At 64.6% G+C, this 17,773-nt stretch carries 13 protein-coding genes; 5 read left to right on the top strand and 8 right to left on the bottom strand.

From position 1 onward, the window contains the following. The first annotated feature begins 63 nt into the window (after positions 1–63). On the top strand, positions 64–2,940 hold the full coding sequence (locus C7I56_RS10180) for a TonB-dependent receptor (RefSeq protein WP_106640487.1): 2,877 nt from the start codon (positions 64–66) through the stop codon (positions 2,938–2,940). A gap of 222 nt (positions 2,941–3,162) precedes the next feature. Here the strand turns inward: C7I56_RS10180 and C7I56_RS10175 are convergent, their stop codons facing one another. Then, positions 3,163–5,919, bottom strand: a complete 2,757-nt coding sequence (locus C7I56_RS10175) for a [protein-PII] uridylyltransferase (protein WP_106640486.1) — start codon at positions 5,917–5,919, stop codon at positions 3,163–3,165. A 38-nt stretch (positions 5,920–5,957) separates the two neighbouring features. Beyond that, complete coding sequence (gene mutS, locus C7I56_RS10170) at positions 5,958–8,579, bottom strand: DNA mismatch repair protein MutS (RefSeq protein ID WP_245409674.1); 2,622 nt, start codon at positions 8,577–8,579, stop codon at positions 5,958–5,960. A 193-nt stretch (positions 8,580–8,772) separates the two neighbouring features. Here mutS and C7I56_RS10165 point away from each other — a divergent pair, with 193 nt between their 5' ends. Beyond that, complete coding sequence (locus C7I56_RS10165; RefSeq protein WP_106640485.1) at positions 8,773–11,034, top strand: NADP-dependent malic enzyme; 2,262 nt, start codon at positions 8,773–8,775, stop codon at positions 11,032–11,034. 136 nt (positions 11,035–11,170) lie between these two features. Here the strand turns inward: C7I56_RS10165 and C7I56_RS10160 are convergent, their stop codons facing one another. Further along, positions 11,171–11,653 (bottom strand): outer membrane protein assembly factor BamE, encoded by a 483-nt coding sequence (locus C7I56_RS10160; RefSeq protein ID WP_106640484.1) that lies wholly within the window; start codon positions 11,651–11,653, stop codon positions 11,171–11,173. Between the two features lie 169 nt (positions 11,654–11,822). On the opposite strand from C7I56_RS10160, the gene C7I56_RS10155 reads away from it, so the two are divergent. Beyond that, the gene (locus C7I56_RS10155) at positions 11,823–12,299 is read left to right on the top strand and encodes a ubiquinol-cytochrome C chaperone family protein (RefSeq protein ID WP_245409673.1); all 477 of its coding nucleotides are present in this window, start codon (positions 11,823–11,825) and stop codon (positions 12,297–12,299) included. Continuing rightward, positions 12,296–12,829, top strand: coding sequence for a YceD family protein (locus C7I56_RS10150; protein ID WP_199792381.1), 534 nt, complete (start codon positions 12,296–12,298; stop codon positions 12,827–12,829). The genes C7I56_RS10155 and C7I56_RS10150 overlap by 4 nt, the downstream gene beginning before the upstream one ends. A 98-nt stretch (positions 12,830–12,927) precedes the next feature. On the opposite strand, the gene ssb is transcribed toward C7I56_RS10150, so the two are convergent. From ssb to C7I56_RS10135, 3 genes are read right to left on the bottom strand one after another with little or no spacing between them, the layout of a single operon-like run. Next, a complete protein-coding gene (ssb, locus tag C7I56_RS10145) occupies positions 12,928–13,449 on the bottom strand; it encodes a single-stranded DNA-binding protein (RefSeq protein ID WP_106640482.1) in 522 nt (173 codons plus the stop codon). A gap of 11 nt (positions 13,450–13,460) precedes the next feature. Further along, a complete protein-coding gene (gene feoB, locus C7I56_RS10140) occupies positions 13,461–15,302 on the bottom strand; it encodes a ferrous iron transporter B (protein ID WP_106640481.1) in 1,842 nt (613 codons plus the stop codon). Continuing rightward, a complete protein-coding gene (locus C7I56_RS10135) occupies positions 15,299–15,550 on the bottom strand; it encodes a FeoA family protein (RefSeq protein ID WP_106640704.1) in 252 nt (83 codons plus the stop codon). Before C7I56_RS10135 ends, feoB begins: the two co-directional genes overlap by 4 nt. A 208-nt stretch (positions 15,551–15,758) precedes the next feature. On the opposite strand from C7I56_RS10135, the gene C7I56_RS10130 reads away from it, so the two are divergent. Further along, positions 15,759–15,980: a hypothetical protein gene (locus tag C7I56_RS10130; RefSeq protein ID WP_106640480.1), complete on the top strand. Its 222-nt coding sequence runs from the start codon at positions 15,759–15,761 to the stop codon at positions 15,978–15,980. A 95-nt stretch (positions 15,981–16,075) separates the two neighbouring features. Here the strand turns inward: C7I56_RS10130 and C7I56_RS10125 are convergent, their stop codons facing one another. Both C7I56_RS10125 and C7I56_RS10120 read right to left on the bottom strand, forming a co-directional pair. Further along, positions 16,076–16,747, bottom strand: a complete 672-nt coding sequence (locus tag C7I56_RS10125; protein WP_106640479.1) for a COQ9 family protein — start codon at positions 16,745–16,747, stop codon at positions 16,076–16,078. A gap of 48 nt (positions 16,748–16,795) precedes the next feature. Continuing rightward, the gene (locus C7I56_RS10120; RefSeq protein WP_106640478.1) at positions 16,796–17,665 is read right to left on the bottom strand and encodes a DMT family transporter; all 870 of its coding nucleotides are present in this window, start codon (positions 17,663–17,665) and stop codon (positions 16,796–16,798) included. Between the last annotated feature and the right edge of the window lie 108 nt (positions 17,666–17,773).

Here is a 17,773-nt window from a genome sequence, read left to right as displayed (position 1 = left end):
GCCCCCCAACCTTTCCGATACGCTCGGCCCATAAGGTTGAACCAATAAGAATTGGAGAGGGGAATGACGAAATCCATCTGGTTGCTGTCGGCTGGCGCGCTTGCGATTTCCACGCCGGCCTTCGCGCAGGATAATACGAGCGAGACTGCGGACAACACCGCTACCGAAGCAGCGGCGGTTCAGCAGGATCAGGATCTCGACATGAACGCCGACATCATCGTCACCGCGCAAGGGCGCGAGCAGATTCTGCAGGATGTGCCGCTCGCGGTGAACGTCGTCGATGCCGCAGCGCTCCAAAATTCGGGTGCCACCGACATTCGCGCGCTCAATCAGCTCGCGCCCTCGCTCCTCGTTTCTTCGACCGGTTCGGAGTCGAATGGCTCCGCGCGTATCCGCGGCATCGGCACGGTCGGCGACAATCCCGGCCTTGAAAGCTCGGTCGCGGTGTTCATCGACGGCGTCTATCGCTCGCGCACCGGCATCGGCCTCAACGAACTCGGCGAAATCGACCGCGTCGAAGTGTTGCGCGGTCCGCAGGGCACCCTCTTCGGCCGCAACGCATCGGCCGGCATCCTCAACATCGTCTCAAAAAAGCCGAACCTCAACCAGATGGAAGGCTATGGCGAGGCGACGCTCGGCAATTATGACCTGCTGCGCCTTGGCGGCGGTATCACCGGCCCGATCGGCGACAGCGGCCTCGGCTACAGGCTCGACGGCGTCTATGTGACGCGTGACGGCTATTATCGCGTGGAAGATCCCGCCGAGGGCACCGAAAGCCGCGTCAATGATCGCGACCGCTATTTCGTGCGCGGCCAGCTGCTTTATGAACCCGGGAATGACCTCGAAGTCCGCCTGATCGGCGATTATTCGAAGCGCGACGAAAGCTGCTGCGGCGCCGTCTATATCGAGACGCGCCAGACGTTCGATCCGACGCCGGGCGCTCCGGGCGACTATGCCTATTCGGCCGCCAATCCGATCGTGAACATTCTTCAGGCGCTGGGCGAAACCTTCCCCAACGGCCCGAACGCCTACGATCAGAATCCCTATCGCCGCAACGTATCGATCAGCCCGGGCCGGACCTATCGCAACGAAACGGAAGATTACGGCATTTCCGGCCAGATCGATTGGGATGCGGGTTTCGGCACCCTGACCTCTATCACCGCCTATCGCGGCTATAAGGCCGGGGGCGCAGCCGACGTCGATTATGGCCGCGCCGACATCGCCTACAGACCCGATGATGGAAACAACTTCCGGAAGTTCGAGACGTTCAGCCAAGAGCTTCGTCTTCAGGGCTCCGCGTTCGAAGACCGCCTCGACTGGCTGGTCGGCGCTTATTACGCCAAGGAAGATTTGCACGTCGCGGACAATACCCGCTTCGGCACGGATTATGGCACGTTCGCATCGTGCCGCGTGGTCGCGGGGCTCAACAATCCGCTTCTCATCGGCATCAACGATCCGGGCTGCGTCAGCACGGCGCCGGTGCCCGGCCTTCCGGTCAACTTCCGCCAAGCGCTGACCGGCCAGCTGGTCGGCCTTGCCGGCGGTGGCGCAACCGGCCTGGCCCGCGCGGGTACGATCCTTGCCGGTCTCGATCGCCTGAGCGACATCAGCGATGCGGGCGACATTCGTGCCAATTATTATCAGGACAGCACGAACTACGCCTTCTTCACGCACAACATCTTCAACATCACCGATCAGCTCAGCCTGACGCTCGGCCTGCGCTACACCAACGAGAACAAGAAGTTCTCTGCGGACTTCAACAACGACAATGCCGCCTGCCCGGCGCAGCAAGCGGCGCTCTTGCCGGTCCTGCAAGATATTTCCACCGATCCGCTCTTGGCCGCTGCCGCTCGCGCGCAGCTCCAGCAGGTTGTGGGGGGCATCATAACCTTGACTTGTCAGGGCAATTCATCGCCATCCCTCAATGGCCTCGATCTCGCCGACGAATTTGACGATGGCGAATTGACCGGCACCGGCATCATCTCGTTCAAGCCGACCGACAATCTGATGACCTATGCGAGCTATTCGAAGGGTTACAAGGCGGGCGGCTACAATCTCGACCGCTCCGCGCTCGGCACCCGTCCGGTGGGCGCGAACCCCACCCTTGGCCTGCGCGACAATGACGATGTCACCGACCTGCGCTTCGACGCAGAGAAGGTGGATGCCTATGAGCTTGGCTTCAAATATTCGGGCCGTGGCTTCACGCTCAACGTCGCTGGCTTCTGGCAGGAGTTCAGCAACTTCCAGCTGAACACTTTCAACGGATCGGTCTTCATCGTCCAGAATATCGGATCCTGCTCGGACGATCTGGGCGGCGGCGATGGCGATGCTTCGGCGGCGACCGGCGCCTGCACCGGCGACAAGAAGCCGGGCGTGCGCTCGCGCGGCGTCGAGGTTGAAGCCTCGCTTCGTCCGCACCGCGATATCAACGTCAATATCGGCTACACCTACGCCCAGACCAAATATCGGAACAACCTGACCGGCGCGGGCGAAGATCCGCTGGATCCGTTCCTGTTCCTGTTGCCGGGCGACAATGTCTCGAACGCGCCGGAACATGTGGTGACGACGTCCTTCTCCTGGACGCCGGAGCTCGGCAATTCGGGTCTGACCGGCCTTGTCTACGTCGATAGCCGCCTGACGTCGGACTATAATACCGGCTCCGACCTGTTCCCTGAGAAGGAACAGGATGGCTATGCCCTGGTCAACGCCCGCATCGGCGTTCGCGGCCGGGACGAGCGTTGGGCGGTCGAACTTTGGGCGCAGAACCTGCTTGGCGAAGATTACCAGCAGGTCGCGTTCAACTCGCCGTTCCAGGGCGCAAACAGCCGGGCGCATGTCGCGGCCTTCGGTGCCCCGTCCTTCGCGGCTGCGAACCAGCTCTTCTCGAGCTATCTCGCCGAACCGCGGACCTACGGCGTCACGGTGCGCGGCCGCTTCTGAGCGGGGCACGCATTTATGAAATAAGAGAGCCTCCCGCCTTCGGGCGGGAGGCTTTTCTTCTGGGTTGAAAGCTTCAGCCGCACCCTCCCCACAACTGCTAGCCCTGAGCTTGTCGAAGGGCGTGGGCAACGCGCGATTCACACGCCCTTCGACAGGCTCAGGGCTAGCGGAGGTTGGATTCAAGATTTCGAGGGCGCTTACAAACCACCGCTCCGCCGCCAATCAGGCCGCCGTTTTCACCTTTCGCATTCCGGCAGCCGCTGAGGTGAGGCGCGATTTCAGGGTCTTGAGCTTGGCCGGGCTTTCGATCTTCGCGCCCTTGGCGTCGGTTAGATAGAAGACGTCGACCGCGCGTTCACCATAAGTGGCGATATGGGCAGAGTGGATATCCATCTTCGCGTGCAGGATCGCGCCCGCGAGGCCGCTCAGCAGTGCGGCGCGGTCGCGGGCATTCACCTCGACGATCGTGTAGCGGCTCGACGCGCCATTATCGATGAAGACGGCGGGCTGGATCGGGAAGGCATTGGCGCGCGGCAAAGGCAATGCGCGCGCTTCGAGCCGGGCCATTTCGGGCTCTTCGCCATTGGCCGCCGCAAGCACGGCCTTTTCCAACCGTTCGAGCTGATAGCGGTCGCAGCAGGGCGCGCCGTCCGCGCCCTGAACGAGGAAATTGTCGAGCGCCATGCCGTCCAAGGTCGTGTGGATGCGTGCGTCGATGATGTTGCCGCCCGCCATGCTGATCGCGGCGGCGGTGCGGTAGAAGAGGCCGGGCTGATCCTTGGCATAGAGGGTGACGAGGGTCGCGCCGCGTTCCTCCTCATTCATCGCAAGCGCGGGGCCGCCGTCGGGCACGCGGTCCGCCGCGTCCATCAGCCGGGCGTTGCACTCCAGCACCTCGACCGGTTCGGCGAGCCAATAGGAATCGGCGAGGCGCGTCATGTGACGGGCGAAGCGGCTCTCCTCCCAATCGAGGCGGGCGGCAAGATCGTCCTGAATCGCCGCGATCCGCTCGCTCCGGCCTTTCTGCTTGTGGCCGAGGCGCAGCAATTCTTCGGCGCCTTCGAACAGGGTGCGCAGGAGCTGCCGCTTCCAGCCGTTCCACACACCCGGACCTACGGCCCGGATGTCGACGACGGTGAGGAGAAGCAGCAGGCGCAGCCGCTCCGGGCTTTTCACCCGCTCGGCAAAGTCAGCGATCGTTTCCGGATCGGATAGGTCGCGCTTGAAGGCGGTTGCGGACATGAGGAGGTGCCAGCGCACCAGCCAGGCGACGGTCTGCGTTTCCGCTTCGTCGAGGCCGAGGCGCGGGCAGAGCTGGTCCGCGACTTCGGCGCCCAAGATGCTGTGATCGCCGCCCCGGCCCTTGGCGATGTCGTGGAGGAGGACGGCGACATAGAGGGCCCGGCGCGAGGCGATGCGCTTGAACAGGCCGGTGGAAAGGGGGTGGTCCTCCTTCAGCTCGCCTTTCTCGATGCGGGAGAGGAGGCCGATGGCGCGGATCGAATGTTCGTCGACCGTATAATGATGATACATGTCGAACTGCATCTGCGCGACGACGCGGCCGAAATCGGGAACGAAGCGGCCGAACACGCCAGCCTCATTCATCCAGCGCAGCACCTTTTCCGGATCGCGCGGGGAAGTGAGGACTTCCAGGAAGAGGGCGTTGGCGATTTTGTTCTCGCGTACGGCTGCGTCGATCAGCTTCGCGTCGCGCGCCGCCGCCCGCATGGCGAGCGGGTGGATATCGAGTTCGTGACGGTCGGCAAGCGCGAACATCTGGATAAGGCGGACCGGATCGCGCTCGAGGAAATCGTCGGACGGGAGAGCGAGGCGGCCCTTGTCGAGCACGAAGCCTTCCAGCTTGCGCGGGCGGCGGCGCAAGGTGGGCAGGCCGAAGCGACGCTCCTTCTGCGCGAATTTTTCGTCGAGATGCGCGAGGAAGAGGCCGGTCAGATCCCCCACCGCTTTGGCGTTGAGAAAATAATGCTGCATGAACCGCTCGACCGCCGAACGCCCCGGGCGATTGGCATAATGCATGCGCGCGGCGATTTCGGGCTGGACGTCGAAGGTGAGGCGCTCCTCGGGCCGCCCGGCGAGGATATGGAGATGGCAGCGCACCGCCCACAGGAAGCGCTCCGCTTTCTGGAAAAGACGGAGCTCTTCGGGAGTGAGCAGGCCCTTTTCGACGAGGTCCGGCACCGACGTTACGCGATAGGCATATTTGCCGATCCAGTAGAGGGTGTGGAGATCGCGAAGACCGCCCTTGCCGTCCTTCACATTGGGTTCGACGACATAGCGGCTGTCGCCAAGCTTGCGGTGGCGGGCGTCGCGCTCTTCCAGCTTCTCATTGACGAATGCGCCCGCTTTGTCGCCCACCACTTCGCGCCAGAAGCGGGCGGTGATTTCGTCATGCAGCCGCTCGTCGCCCCAGAGATAGCGGGATTCAAGGATCGCGGTGCGGACCGTATGGTCGTTCATCGCGACGCCGATCGTCTCGTCGAGGCTGCGGCTCGAATGGCCGACCTTCAGGCCCAGATCCCAGAGCAGATAGAGCATCGATTCGATCGCCTGCTCCGGCCAGCCATTGGGCTTCCACGGCGTGATGAAGGCGATGTCGACGTCCGAATGGAGCGCCATTTCGCCGCGCCCATAGCCGCCGACAGCGAGCAGCAGCAGCCGCTCGCTATCGGTGGGATTGGAGAGCGGGTGGAGGTGCGCCACGGTGAAGTCGTGGACAAGGCGGAGGATCTGGTCGGTGAGAAAGGCGTAGGCCGCAGCGATTTCCGTGCCCGCATAAGGCGCATCGGCAAGGCGGCGGGCGATTTCGGCGCGCCCTGCGGCGAGCGCGTCTTTCAGGAGACAAACGGCCTTCTGCCGCCGCCCTTCGCCCTCGCCGCCGATCGCGTCCAGCTGCTCGGCGAGCGAACGGCGGTCGATGATAGAGCGGCGGCTGGGAATCGCTGTGTCGCGGATCGGCATAAGGGGAATGTAGTGCGTTCCCGCGAAAGCAGGAACACTTACACGCTTTGCTCTGCCGCCAGCCGCTTCAACTGATAGATGAGGTCGAGCGCATCGCGCGGACTCAAGGCATCCGCGTCGATCCCGGCGAGCATGTCGACGAGCGGATCGGGCGCCTCTTCCTCCTGCGCGGCGGTGGCGGCGAAGAGGGGGAGATCGTCCAGGCCCGCCGCTATGCCGCCGGTGGCTGCCTTTCCCTCTTCAAGCTTCGCCAGCACCGCCTTGGCGCGGGCGAGGACGGGCGGCGGCATTCCGGCGAGCTTGGCAACAGCAAGGCCGTAGCTGCGGTCGGCGGGGCCGTCGGCGAGTTCGTGGAGGAAGACGAGCTCACCCTTCCACTCGCGAGCCCGGACATGGTGGAGGGAGAGGGCGTCCAATCGCTCCGAAAGGCGCGTCAATTCGTGATAATGGGTCGCGAACAGGCAGCGGCACTGGTTGCGGTCGTGAATGCCCTCCACCACCGCCCAGGCGATGGCGAGGCCGTCATAAGTGGACGTGCCGCGCCCGACTTCGTCGAGGATGACGAAGCTCTTCTCCGTCGCCTGCGCGAGGATGGCTGCGGTTTCGACCATTTCGACCATGAAGGTCGAACGCCCGCGCGCGAGATTGTCCGAGGCGCCGACGCGGCTGAACAGGCGGTCGACTGGCCCGAGCACCGCCTTCGATGCAGGCACATAGGAGCCCGCCTGGGCGAGCACGGCGATCAGCGCATTCTGGCGCAAGAAGGTCGACTTACCGCCCATGTTCGGGCCGGTGACGAGCCACAGGCGCGAGGCTTCGGAAAGGCCGCAATCATTGGCGACGAAGCGGGCGCCGCTGCTCTTCAGCGCCTCTTCTACCACCGGATGGCGGCCGCCCTCGATCTCGAAGCAATTGCGGTCTTCGAAGTGCGGACGGCACCAGCCCCCTTCCGCGGCGCGTTCGGCGAGAGCGGCGGCGACGTCGAGCCGGGCGAGGGCATCGGCGGCGGCGGCAATCGGGTGGACGCGCTTCAGCGCCTCGTCGATCAGTTCTTCGAGATGCGCGGCTTCGGCGGCAAGCGCATGGGCGCCCGCCTGTCCGACGCGCATCGCTTCATCGTGAAGTTCGGGCGCATTGAAGCGGACGACTCCGGCGAGCGTCTGGCGATGGGTGAAGCCGGAATCAGCGGCCATCAGCGCATCGCCATGCCGGGCGGGCACTTCGATATGATAGCCGAGCACCGCATTGTGGCGGATCTTCAATGCGGTGATGCCGGTCTGCTGCTTGTAGCGCGCTTCCAATGAGGCGATGGCGCGGCGCCCTTCCCCGCCGGTGCTGCGCAGGGCGTCGAGCGCGGGATCATAGCCTTCCGCGATGTATCCGCCCTGCGCCGTATCGATCGGCGGCGAGGGGACGAGGGCGCGGGACAGGTGATCGACGAGCGCGCCATGGCCGCGCAGGGCCGGGAGCAAGGCGGTGAGCAGAGCGGGCGCCTCGGGCAGGGCGGCGAGCCTGTCGTGCAGGCGCCGCGCTTCGCTGAGGCCGTCGCGGAGTTGCCCCAAATCTCGCGGGCTGCCCCGGCCCGCGACGAGGCGCCCGAGCGCGCGGCCAATATCGGGGAGGGCTTTCAGCTGTCGACGGAGGCTGTCGCGGAGGCCGCCATCGCCTTCGAACAAGGCGACAAGATCGAGCCGCTCGCCGATCCGGGCCGGGTCGAGCAAGGGCGCTCCGATGTCGGCAGCAAGGAGGCGGGCGCCAGCACCCGTCACCGTGCGGTCGATGGCGGCGAGCATGCTTCCGGCGCGGGTGCCGCCCTGTGACACGCAAAGCTCCAGGCTTTCGCGCGTTGCCGCGTCGATCATCATATGCCCATCGGCAAGGCGCGGCGCGGGCGGGCGGAGGAAGGGCAGCGAATCGCGTGCGACTTCGTCGAGATAGGCGAGGAGGCCGCCCGCCGCGCAGAGGGCCGCACGGTCGAACTGGCCGAAGCCGTCGAGGGTCGCGACTTCGAACCGCTCCTTGAGGCGCCGTTCGGCCGCGACGCTGTCAAAGCCCCCGCGGCGCTCGCGCACGTCCTGCCCGGCGAGTGCCTCGTAGCATTCGGGGGCGACGATTTCCGACGCGCCAAGACGCGCGAGTTCGGCATCGATCGCGCCGGGCTCTACCGAGAACAGCTCGAACGTGCCGGTCGACACGTCGGCGGCGGCAATGCCGTAGCGCTCGCCGACCTTCACGACTGCGGCGAGCCAATTGGCGGCGCGGCTGTCGAGCAGCGCCTCTTCGGTGAGCGTGCCCGCCGTCACCACGCGGACGATGGCGCGGGATACCAAGGCCTTGCCACCGCGCTTCTTGGCTTCGGCGGGGCTTTCGGTCTGTTCGGCGATGGCGACGCGGAAGCCGCCCTTGATGAGGCGGGCGAGATAGGCTTCAGCGGCGTGGACGGGTACGCCGCACATCGGCACGGGCTCCCCATCATGCTCACCGCGCGCGGTCAATGCAATGTCGAGGCACTGGGCGGCCGCCTTCGCGTCATCGAAGAACAATTCGAAGAAATCGCCCATGCGGTAGAAAAGCAGGCAATCGGACGCCTCGGCCTTCAGCGCCAGATATTGCGCCATCATCGGGGTCGGCCCGCTGTCCGTCTTCGCCTTCGTTGCCATGGGAGCAGCGATAAAGGCTCGATAGTTTGAGACAAGGTGCATTGTGTTCCGGCCCTTCGGCGAAGCTCAGGATAAACTACGGCCGGAACCCAGCCGCTCGACCGGTGCCGCTGAGCTCCGGCTTTCGCCGGAGCACAATGGGGTTCAACTCCCCGGCGTTGCGCTCTAGTGAGCTTGCAACGAGGAGCCCCGCATGAGCGATAGCAACATCAAATTTTCCGAAGCCGAAGCGCTGCATTTCCATTCCAAGGGCCGGCCCGGAAAGATCGAGATCGTGGCGTCGAAGCCGATGGCGACGCAGCGCGACCTCTCCCTCGCTTACTCGCCCGGCGTCGCGGTGCCAGTGCGCGCCATCGCAGAAAATCCGGCCTGCGCTTATGATTATACCGCCAAGGGCAATCTGGTCGCGGTCATCTCCAACGGCACGGCGATCCTCGGCCTTGGCAATCTCGGCGCGCTGGCGTCGAAGCCGGTGATGGAAGGAAAGGCTGTCCTCTTCAAACGCTTCGCCGACGTCGATTCGATCGATCTCGAACTTGCGACCGAGGATGTCGACGCGTTCGTGAATGCGGTCGCGCTGCTTGAGCCGTCTTTCGGCGGCATCAACCTCGAAGACATCGCCGCCCCATCCTGCTTCATCATCGAACAGGCCTTGCGCGAGCGGATGAACATTCCGGTCTTCCACGACGATCAGCACGGCACGGCGATCATCACCGCCGCCGGGATCATCAACGCCTGCCGCCTCACCGGCCGCGATTTGAAGAACGTAAAGGTCGTGGTGAACGGCGCGGGCGCGGCGGCGATCGCCTGCACCGAACTCATCAAGGCGATGGGCGTGGCGCATGACAATGTCATCATGTGCGACCGCACCGGCGTCATCTATCAAGGCCGCACCGACAGTATGGATCAGTGGAAGTCCGCCCATGCCGCCGCGACGGACGCGCGGACGCTGAAGGAGGCGCTCGTCGGCGCCGACATCTTCCTCGGCCTGTCCGCCGCTGGCGCGCTCAAGCCCGACATGGTGATGGATATGGCGGCCCAGCCGATCATCTTCGCCATGGCCAATCCGGATCCCGAAATCCTGCCGACCGAAGCCAAGGCCGCGCGGCCCGACGCCATCGTCGCGACGGGGCGTTCCGATTATCCGAACCAGGTCAACAATGTGCTTGGCTTCCCCTTCATCTTCCGTGGCGCGCTCGACGTGCGGGCGACGACGATCAACGATGAAATGAAGATAGCCGCCGCCAATGCCATCGCCGAACTCGCCCGCCAGCAGGTGCCCGAGGAAGTGGCGGCGGCCTATGGCGGCAAGGCGCACAGCTTCGGCCCAGACTATATCATTCCCGCGCCCTTCGACCCGCGCCTCATGGAAATGGTGCCCGCCGCCGTCGCCCAGGCCGCGATGGACAGCAATGTCGCGCAAAAGCCGATCGAGGATATGGCCGCCTATCGCCATTCCCTGCGCGCGCGGATGAATCCCACCACCTCGGTCCTGACATTGGCTTACGAAGCCGCCCGCGCCAATCCGCGCCGCGTGATCTTCGCGGAGGGCGAGGAGGAAGTGGTGCTGCGCGCCGCCGTCGCCTTCAAGGAAGGCGGCTACGGCATTCCGGTGCTGGTCGGCCGTGACGACGTGCACGACCGCCTGCGCGCCATGGGCGTTGCGGACGCTGAAAGCTACGAAGTGCATAACAGCCGCAATTCGCCGCTCGTGCCGCGCATGATCGACCATCTCTACGCCCGGCTGCAGCGGCGCGGCTATCTCGCCCGCGAAGTCGAGCGGAACGTGAAGCAGGACCGCAACGTCTTTGCCGCCGCCCTTCTCGCTCTCGGCGCGGGCGATGCGCTGATTAGCGGCGTGACCCGTCCCTATGCCCAGACCTACAGCCAGCTGCGCCGCGTGATCGACGCGGCGGAGGGCAGCACGCCCTTTGGCATGCACATCCTCGTCGGGCAGAGCCACACGGTGTTCATGGCCGATACGACGGTGACGGAGCGGCCGACCGCGGCCCAGCTTGCCGATATCGCGGTGCAGGCCGCCGCCGTCGCCCGCCGCATGGGGCACGAACCGCGTGTCGCGTTCCTTTCCTATTCGAACTTCGGGAATCCGGAAGGTAAGTGGCTCGATAATGTCCGCGACGCCGTGACCCTGCTCGACGCGCGCCAGACCGATTTCGAATATGAAGGCGAAATGTCACCGGACGTGGCGCTCAACCCGGCTATGGCGGAAAAATATCCGTTCATGCGGCTGTCGGGTCCTGCGAACATTCTCGTCATGCCGGGGCTTCAGTCGGCGAACTTGTCGGCGAAATTGCTGCGTGAGCTTGGCGGCGATTCGGTGATTGGGCCGATCTTGGTCGGCATGGATCAGCCGGTGCAGATCGCGTCCATGTCGGCGACGGCTTCGGAACTCGTGACGCTCGCCGTGCTGTCGGCGGGCGGCATCGCGCGCTGAGCCTGGTCGTTACCCTGGGCGAATTGGCCCGCGCCCTCGCCTCTTGAACGTCACCCCGGCGAAAGCCGGGGTCTCAGGAGGGAAAAGCACCCTTTCGACACGAGATTCCGGCTTTCGCGGGAATGACGGGTGGGTGTTATTGAGGCGTTGGGTTCGTGCCCGCGCCCGGGGCGCCGACGGTGCCGATATTGCCGAACAGTTCCTCGAAGAAGCTGCGGTCGCGGCCCAAAGTCGGGGTCTTGTCCGCATAAGGCTCGATCGAGGCGACCTTGTCGACGCCGCTCCGCTCGACGGTCGTCACATTGCCGGCATCGTCGAAGCGGATGTGAAGCACGCTCTGGTCCGCGACGCGCGGCAGGTTGAAGCCGAACTGCTTCGTTGTGCGCGTCACATAATACCAGTCGCGCTGGTCGAACTGGCCAACGAAGGTCGGGCGGCCGAGCGTCCCGGCGACGGAATCGCGATTGTCGATGCCGGGCTGGATCGCGGCGGTCAGCACGGGATCCTGAATATAGCCCTGCCGGTCGACGATCTGGCCGCAGCCGGACACGAGCGCGCTCGCGGCGAGGAGTGAGGCCAAGGCAAAGCTTTTTGCCGTCCGGACGGTCATCTTAATCATTCTCCTGAACACACCATCGCCGATATGACGCCGGTGTCCGCCTTGCAGGCCGCGACGTGAAGCCCCAATATGCGCTCCACAACGCCGGGCGCAAGCCCGGGGACGCAGCCAAGGAAAACCATTGTCTTTTCTCTCACGACTTTTCGGACGCCGGCGGGACACGGAAAAATTGCGGCCGCTTTACGAAGCGGTGGTCGCAATCGGCCGCGATCCCATCTGGTATCGCGATGGCCAGGTTCCGGACACGATCGACGGACGGTTCGACATGATCGCCACCATCCTCGCCCTCGTCTTAATCCGGGTTGAACAAGGCGGGGCGGAAACGCGGGCCGATTCCGCATTGCTCGCCGAATTGTTCATCGCCGACATGGACGGCAATATCCGCCAGCTCGGCACCGGCGACCTGGTCGTTGGCAAGCGCATCGGCAAGATGATGGGAACATTGGGCGGCCGGATCGGCGCATTCCGCGCCGCGTTTGATATGGGCGAAGGGCTCGAGGAAGCCGTCAGCCGCAACATCTTCCGGGGCGCACCGCCCTCGCCCGACGCGAACGCTTTCGTGGCGGCCAGGATCGGGCGCTTCCACGCGGCGCTTGCCGAACGGCTGATGCCGGCCATCCTGTCCGGCGATCTTCCCCGGGCATGATCATGGCTCCCGAATTCAGCCGCCCCGCCCGCCTCGACACGTTGCCGTCGGTCGCAAAGCCGATGACGGTGGAGGCGTCGGCGGAGGAACGCGCCGCGCTCGCCGCCCGCTTCGACCTTGTCGCTATCGACCGGCTTGCCGCGACGCTGACGCTGCAACGGGACGGAGAAACGGTGACAGCCAAGGGCCGGATGGAGGCCGAGGTGACGCAAAGCTGCGTCGCGACCGGCGTTCCGATACCCGCACATGTCGCTGAGGATTTCACCATCCTTTTCCGCCCGGAGCCGCAGGATGGCGCGCCGGATGAAGAGATCGAGCTCAGCGAAGCGGAATGCGATGTCGTTTTTTACGAAGGCGCGATGATCGATATCGGCGAAGCGGTCGCCGAGACATTGTCGCTGAACCTCGACCCCTGGCCACGCGCGCCGGGCGCCGAGGATGCCCTACGCGCGGCGGGTGTGAAAAGCGAGGAGGAGGCCAAGCGGGAATCCTCGCCCTTTGCGGGATTGGCTGCGCTCAAGAAGAAATAATAGCCCGTCACCCTGAACTTGTTTCAGGGTCCATCTGTCCGACAGTCGCGATCGTCATCGGCATGGATGCTGAAACAAGTTCAGCATGACGTTTCCCGTCAAAACGGAACGTCGTCGTCCAGATCGCTGTCGAACGCGGGCGCCGGGCGCGATTGCGGGCGGCTCTGGCCGCCACCGCCGAAGCCCGAGGACTGGCCGCCGCCAAAGCCCTGATCGTAGCCGCCATCGTCATAGCCGCCTGATCCGCCGCCGCCGCCGCCGCCGCCGCCGCCGCGCGAATCGAGGAGGACGAGTTCGCCGCGGAAGCGCTGCAGCACCACTTCGGTCGAATATTTGTCCTTGCCCTCATTGTCCTGCCACTTGCGGGTCTGCAGCTGGCCTTCGAGATAGACCTTCGAACCCTTGCGCAGATAGGATTTGGCGACCTTCCCGAGATTTTCGTTGAAGATCACGACGCGGTGCCATTCGGTCCGCTCCTGACGATTGCCGTCGCGGTCCTTCCAGCTTTCCGACGTGGCGACCGACAGGTTCACCACCTCGCCGCCATTGCCGAGCGAACGGGATTCGGGATCCTGCCCGAGATTGCCGACCAGAATCACCTTGTTGACCGAACCCGCCATTTAAAAAACTCCTAAAGCCCGAGGGCTATTGCCGCCCAGTAAGTTGCGCCTGCGGCCAGATAGGCGAGACCGAACAGATAGGCTAGCATGAAGGCGGGCCATTTCCACCCGTTCGTTTCCCGCCGGACGACCGCGACCGTAGACAGGCATTGCGGCGCGAAGACGAACCAAGCGAGGAAGGCCAAAGCGGTCGGCAAGGTCCAGCGGCCCTGCAAGCGTTCCACCAGCGACTGTTCGGCCTGCGCCTCGTCATCCGCCTCGATCGAATAAGCGGTAGCAAGCGCCGACACCGCAACCTCGCGCGCCGCCATGGCGGGGATGAGCGCGAGCGCGATTTCGTGGTTGAACCCGATCGGGCGCACCACCGTTTCGAGGCCGCCCGCAATCTTGCCTGCGATGGAGGCGTCGAGCGCGCTTTCGCCGGGCCTTGGCTGCGGGAAGGAGAGCAAGGCCCAAAGCACGATCGTCGAAACGAGGATGATCGAACCCGCGCGCTTCAAAAAGATCGCCGCGCGCTGCCAGAGGCCAAGCAGCACGTCGCGCGGAATCGGCACCTGATATTTGGGCATTTCCATCATGAAACCCTGATGGCTGCCCTTGGCCACCGTGCGGCGCAGGACGAGGGCCGCAAGCAGCGCGCCCGCAATGCCCAGAAGGTAAAGGCCGAACATCACCAGTCCCTGGAGGCCAATGCCCCAGCCGACCGACGTCGCCGGGATGAAGGCGCCGATGATCACTGCATAAACCGGGAGGCGTGCCGAACAGGTCATCAGCGGCGCGATGAGAATGGTCGTCAGGCGATGCTTGGGATCTTCGATCGTCCGCGTCGCCATGATGCCGGGAATGGCGCAGGCAAAGGATGAGAGGAGCGGAATGAAGGCGTGGCCGGAGAGGCCGACCTTCGCCATCAGCCGGTCCATCAGGAAGGCGGCGCGGACCATATATCCGGTCGCTTCCAGAAGCAGGATGAACAGGAACAGGATCAGGATCTGCGGCAGGAAGACGACCACCGCCCCCACCCCGCCCAACACGCCGTCGACAAGCAGTGAGCGGATGAAGCCGTCCGGCATCGCATCCGTGACGGCGCCCTGAAGCCCGGTGATCGCCCCCTCGATCCAGCCGATAGGCGCTTCGGACCAGGCGAACACCGCCTGGAACATCAGGAACATGATGAGCGCGAACAGGAATGGCCCCGCGACGGGATTGAGAACGATGCGGTCGATCACGCTCGACGTGCGGTGAATGGTCGCATCTCCGGCAACCGCCGCATCGGCGATCGCCCGTGCGCGGCGTTGGACGGCGGCGAACGGCTCGTCGGGCACCGGTGCTCTCTTCTCGGCCGTAACGGCGAGACTGAGGGCCTCCTTCAAGCTGCCGAGCCCGCGGCGACGGACCGCCACCGTCTCGATCACCGGCACGCCAAGTTCTTCCGAAAGACGCGCGCTGTCGATGACGAGGCCGTCGCGCGCCGCCATGTCGACCATGTTCAAGGCGACGACCGTCGGCAGGCCGAGATTGATGAGCTGCAACGCAAAGCGCAAATGGTTGTCGAGGTTCGTCGCGTCGAGGACGATCAACAATGCGTCGGGCAGGCGCTCACCCTGCTGGCGGCCGATCACGACATCGCGGGTCACCGCTTCGTCCGGGCTCGACGGTTCGAGGCTATAGGCGCCGGGGAGATCGACCAATTCGACCGGACGGCCATCAGCCAGGGACAGCCGCCCTGATTTCCGCTCCACGGTGACGCCCGGATAATTGCCGACCTTCTGCCGCGCGCCGGTGAGCATGTTGAACAGCGCGCTCTTGCCCGCATTGGGATTGCCGACGACGGCGATGAGCGGGACGGTCGTCACTGGCCTGTCTCCACCGCGACGGCATTTGCAAGGGCGCGGCGCATTGCCACGGTCATCCGCCCAACCCGCACCGCTAATGGATCGCCGCCGAACGGCGCGGCGTGGAGCGATTCGACCGATACGCCTTCATCGAAGCCGAGATTGCGCAGGCGCCGCGCGTCGCCCTCACTCATCCGCAGCCAATCGATGGCGGTGATGCGGGCCGGGGTCCGGAACGGCAATCGGTCGAGGCTGAGAGGCTGAGTCATATTGCTGCGAGTGATTATCAATAAGAGCGGCTCATGGCCACTGCCAATTTCGCATCGCTTCAGGGCATTCGGGCCGCATTTCATCGCACAGCGCCGAAACAATTGATCCATGTCAATTGCAGCGCAGGGCGCATGCCTTTCTATGGAACCAAGCGGGCCGGCAACCGATTTAACCTCGCTCATGTGAGGGTGAAGTGAAGGATGTGCCATGAAGACCTACCGCCTCTATCTCCTCGGCGAACGCCACCGCGAAATCCGGTCTTACAAGGAATTCGACGCGGCGAACGATGCGCAAGCGATCGCCTTGGCCGAAGAGTTGCGCGGTATGGAAACGGGCGATCTGTGGTCGCAGGGTCGCCGCATCAAGCGCTTCGTCTCCTTCTATCAGCGCCCGGCCGCCGCAGCGCCGCGCCTGCAAATGGCAGGGTGATTTTTCTTCGCCATTGCGAGCGGGGCGAAGCAATTCAGCCGCGCTGAGCCTGCCGCAAGTTGGATTGCCGCCGCTACGCTCCTCGCAATGACGAATTATACCGCCGGATAACGGAGCCGCCCGAGGAAGCGGCTGAGGCTCGGCATCCGCTCGCTCCCGCCCTTCCACTGTGCTTTGAATTTCTCGAACCGCATCACATCGTCGATGCGCCGATCCAGGAAGCCCTTTGTTGCCGCGATGTCGGGCGTGTCGTCGTCGAGATAGACGAGCAGGGTCGAGGTATAGAGGGCCGACAATATTCCGCGCTTCGAATAATGGTTGAAATCGCTCGCCCTGTCGCCCGCAAGGCGCCACATCCGGTCCGCCGCGCGCCAGGCGAGCTTTGCCGCCGCCAAAGCATTTTGCGGCATAGACAGGATCGCGAAGGCGCGGCGCAGCGCCTCCTTGTGCGGATGCGTCACTTCGATCCGGTAGAGGAGGAGATCGCGGATCCGCGCGCGAATCTTCATCGTCGCGATCCGTTCGGGCGGAAAAGCCTTTGCCATCGCCAAATCGATCGCATCGAACCAGGCATCGATCATCTCCATCGCGCCCCCAGGAAAGGCGAGCTTCGCGCGATCGGCCGGAACACCAAGCTCGTTCGCCGCCATGGCGAGCGCGGCGTCATTCCATCCGTCGAACACGGCATGGCCGGGGATGAGCGGCGCCAGCGCGACGCGCAGTTCGTCCAGCGTCATTTCGGCCGGTGGAATGGTCTGATCGGTCATATCACTCTCCTTCGCCCAAGATGAGGGCGCGCGGGCGGCGTTGCAAGCTCAAGCCTTGCGTCGATCGGGCAGACGGATCAGCACCAAAGCCACCGAAATGAGCAACGCCCCCGCGCCGTCGGCGAGCGACAGGTGCTCATCATAAGCCAGCCAGCCGACCAGTGCCGAGACGACCGGCTGGGTGAGGAGGCCGAGGCCGACGATCACCGGCGACAAGTGCCCCATGGCGTAGACGAGCAGGCCCTGGCCGATCACCTGGCTGCTGAGCGCCAGCAGGAACAAGGCGGTCCAGTCGCCCGGCAGGATCGCCTCACCCATGATGCGGGCGAAGAGGAAGAGCGGCAGCGTTCCCGCGAGCGTCGACAATGCGAGCACCGGCATCGGCGCCATCTCGCGCCGCGCCCGGTCCACAGCGATCAGGTAAAAGGTGTAGAAAAGACCCGCGAGCAGAGCGAAAAGATCGCCTTCAAGATGGTCGGGCGAAAGCTCGTAGCTGCTGCCCATCAGCAGGATCGCGCCGACGAGAGCCAATGCCAACGCGAACCCTTGCGCCCCGCTCGGCAAACGACGGAGCAAGATGAAGCCGTAAAGGGCAAAGATCAGGCTGCTCATATTGCCGAACAAAGTGGCGTTGGCGAGCTTCGTATGGTGGATGCCATAATGCCAGGCGGCGAGGTCGGCCGCGAAGAACAGGCCGCCCACCGCGATCATCGCCAGCAAGGCGCCACGCGTGCGCAACTTTCCCGGCGAGAACCAGGCAAGGATCATCAGGAAAGGCACCGCCAGCGCCAGCCGCCAGAAGCCCGCCGCGATCGGCCCGACATCGGCCAGCCGCACCATCCACGGCCCCAGCGCCAGCACGACATTGGCGAGGATCATCGCGGGGAAGGCGGCACGGTTGGGAGAGGAAACGGGCATGGGGAGGCGCTAGCGGAAATCGCCTAACTCGAACACCTCTCACCCGTTCGCATCGAGCGAAGTCGAGATGCGCGGGCATGGTTCTCGACTTCGCTCGAACCGAACGGA

It is taken from the genome of Allosphingosinicella vermicomposti, from assembly GCF_003012815.1.
Lineage (GTDB): Bacteria > Pseudomonadota > Alphaproteobacteria > Sphingomonadales > Sphingomonadaceae > Allosphingosinicella > Allosphingosinicella vermicomposti.
Note: the sequence above shows the minus strand (reverse complement) of the source record. Positions and strands in the feature narration are given on the sequence as shown.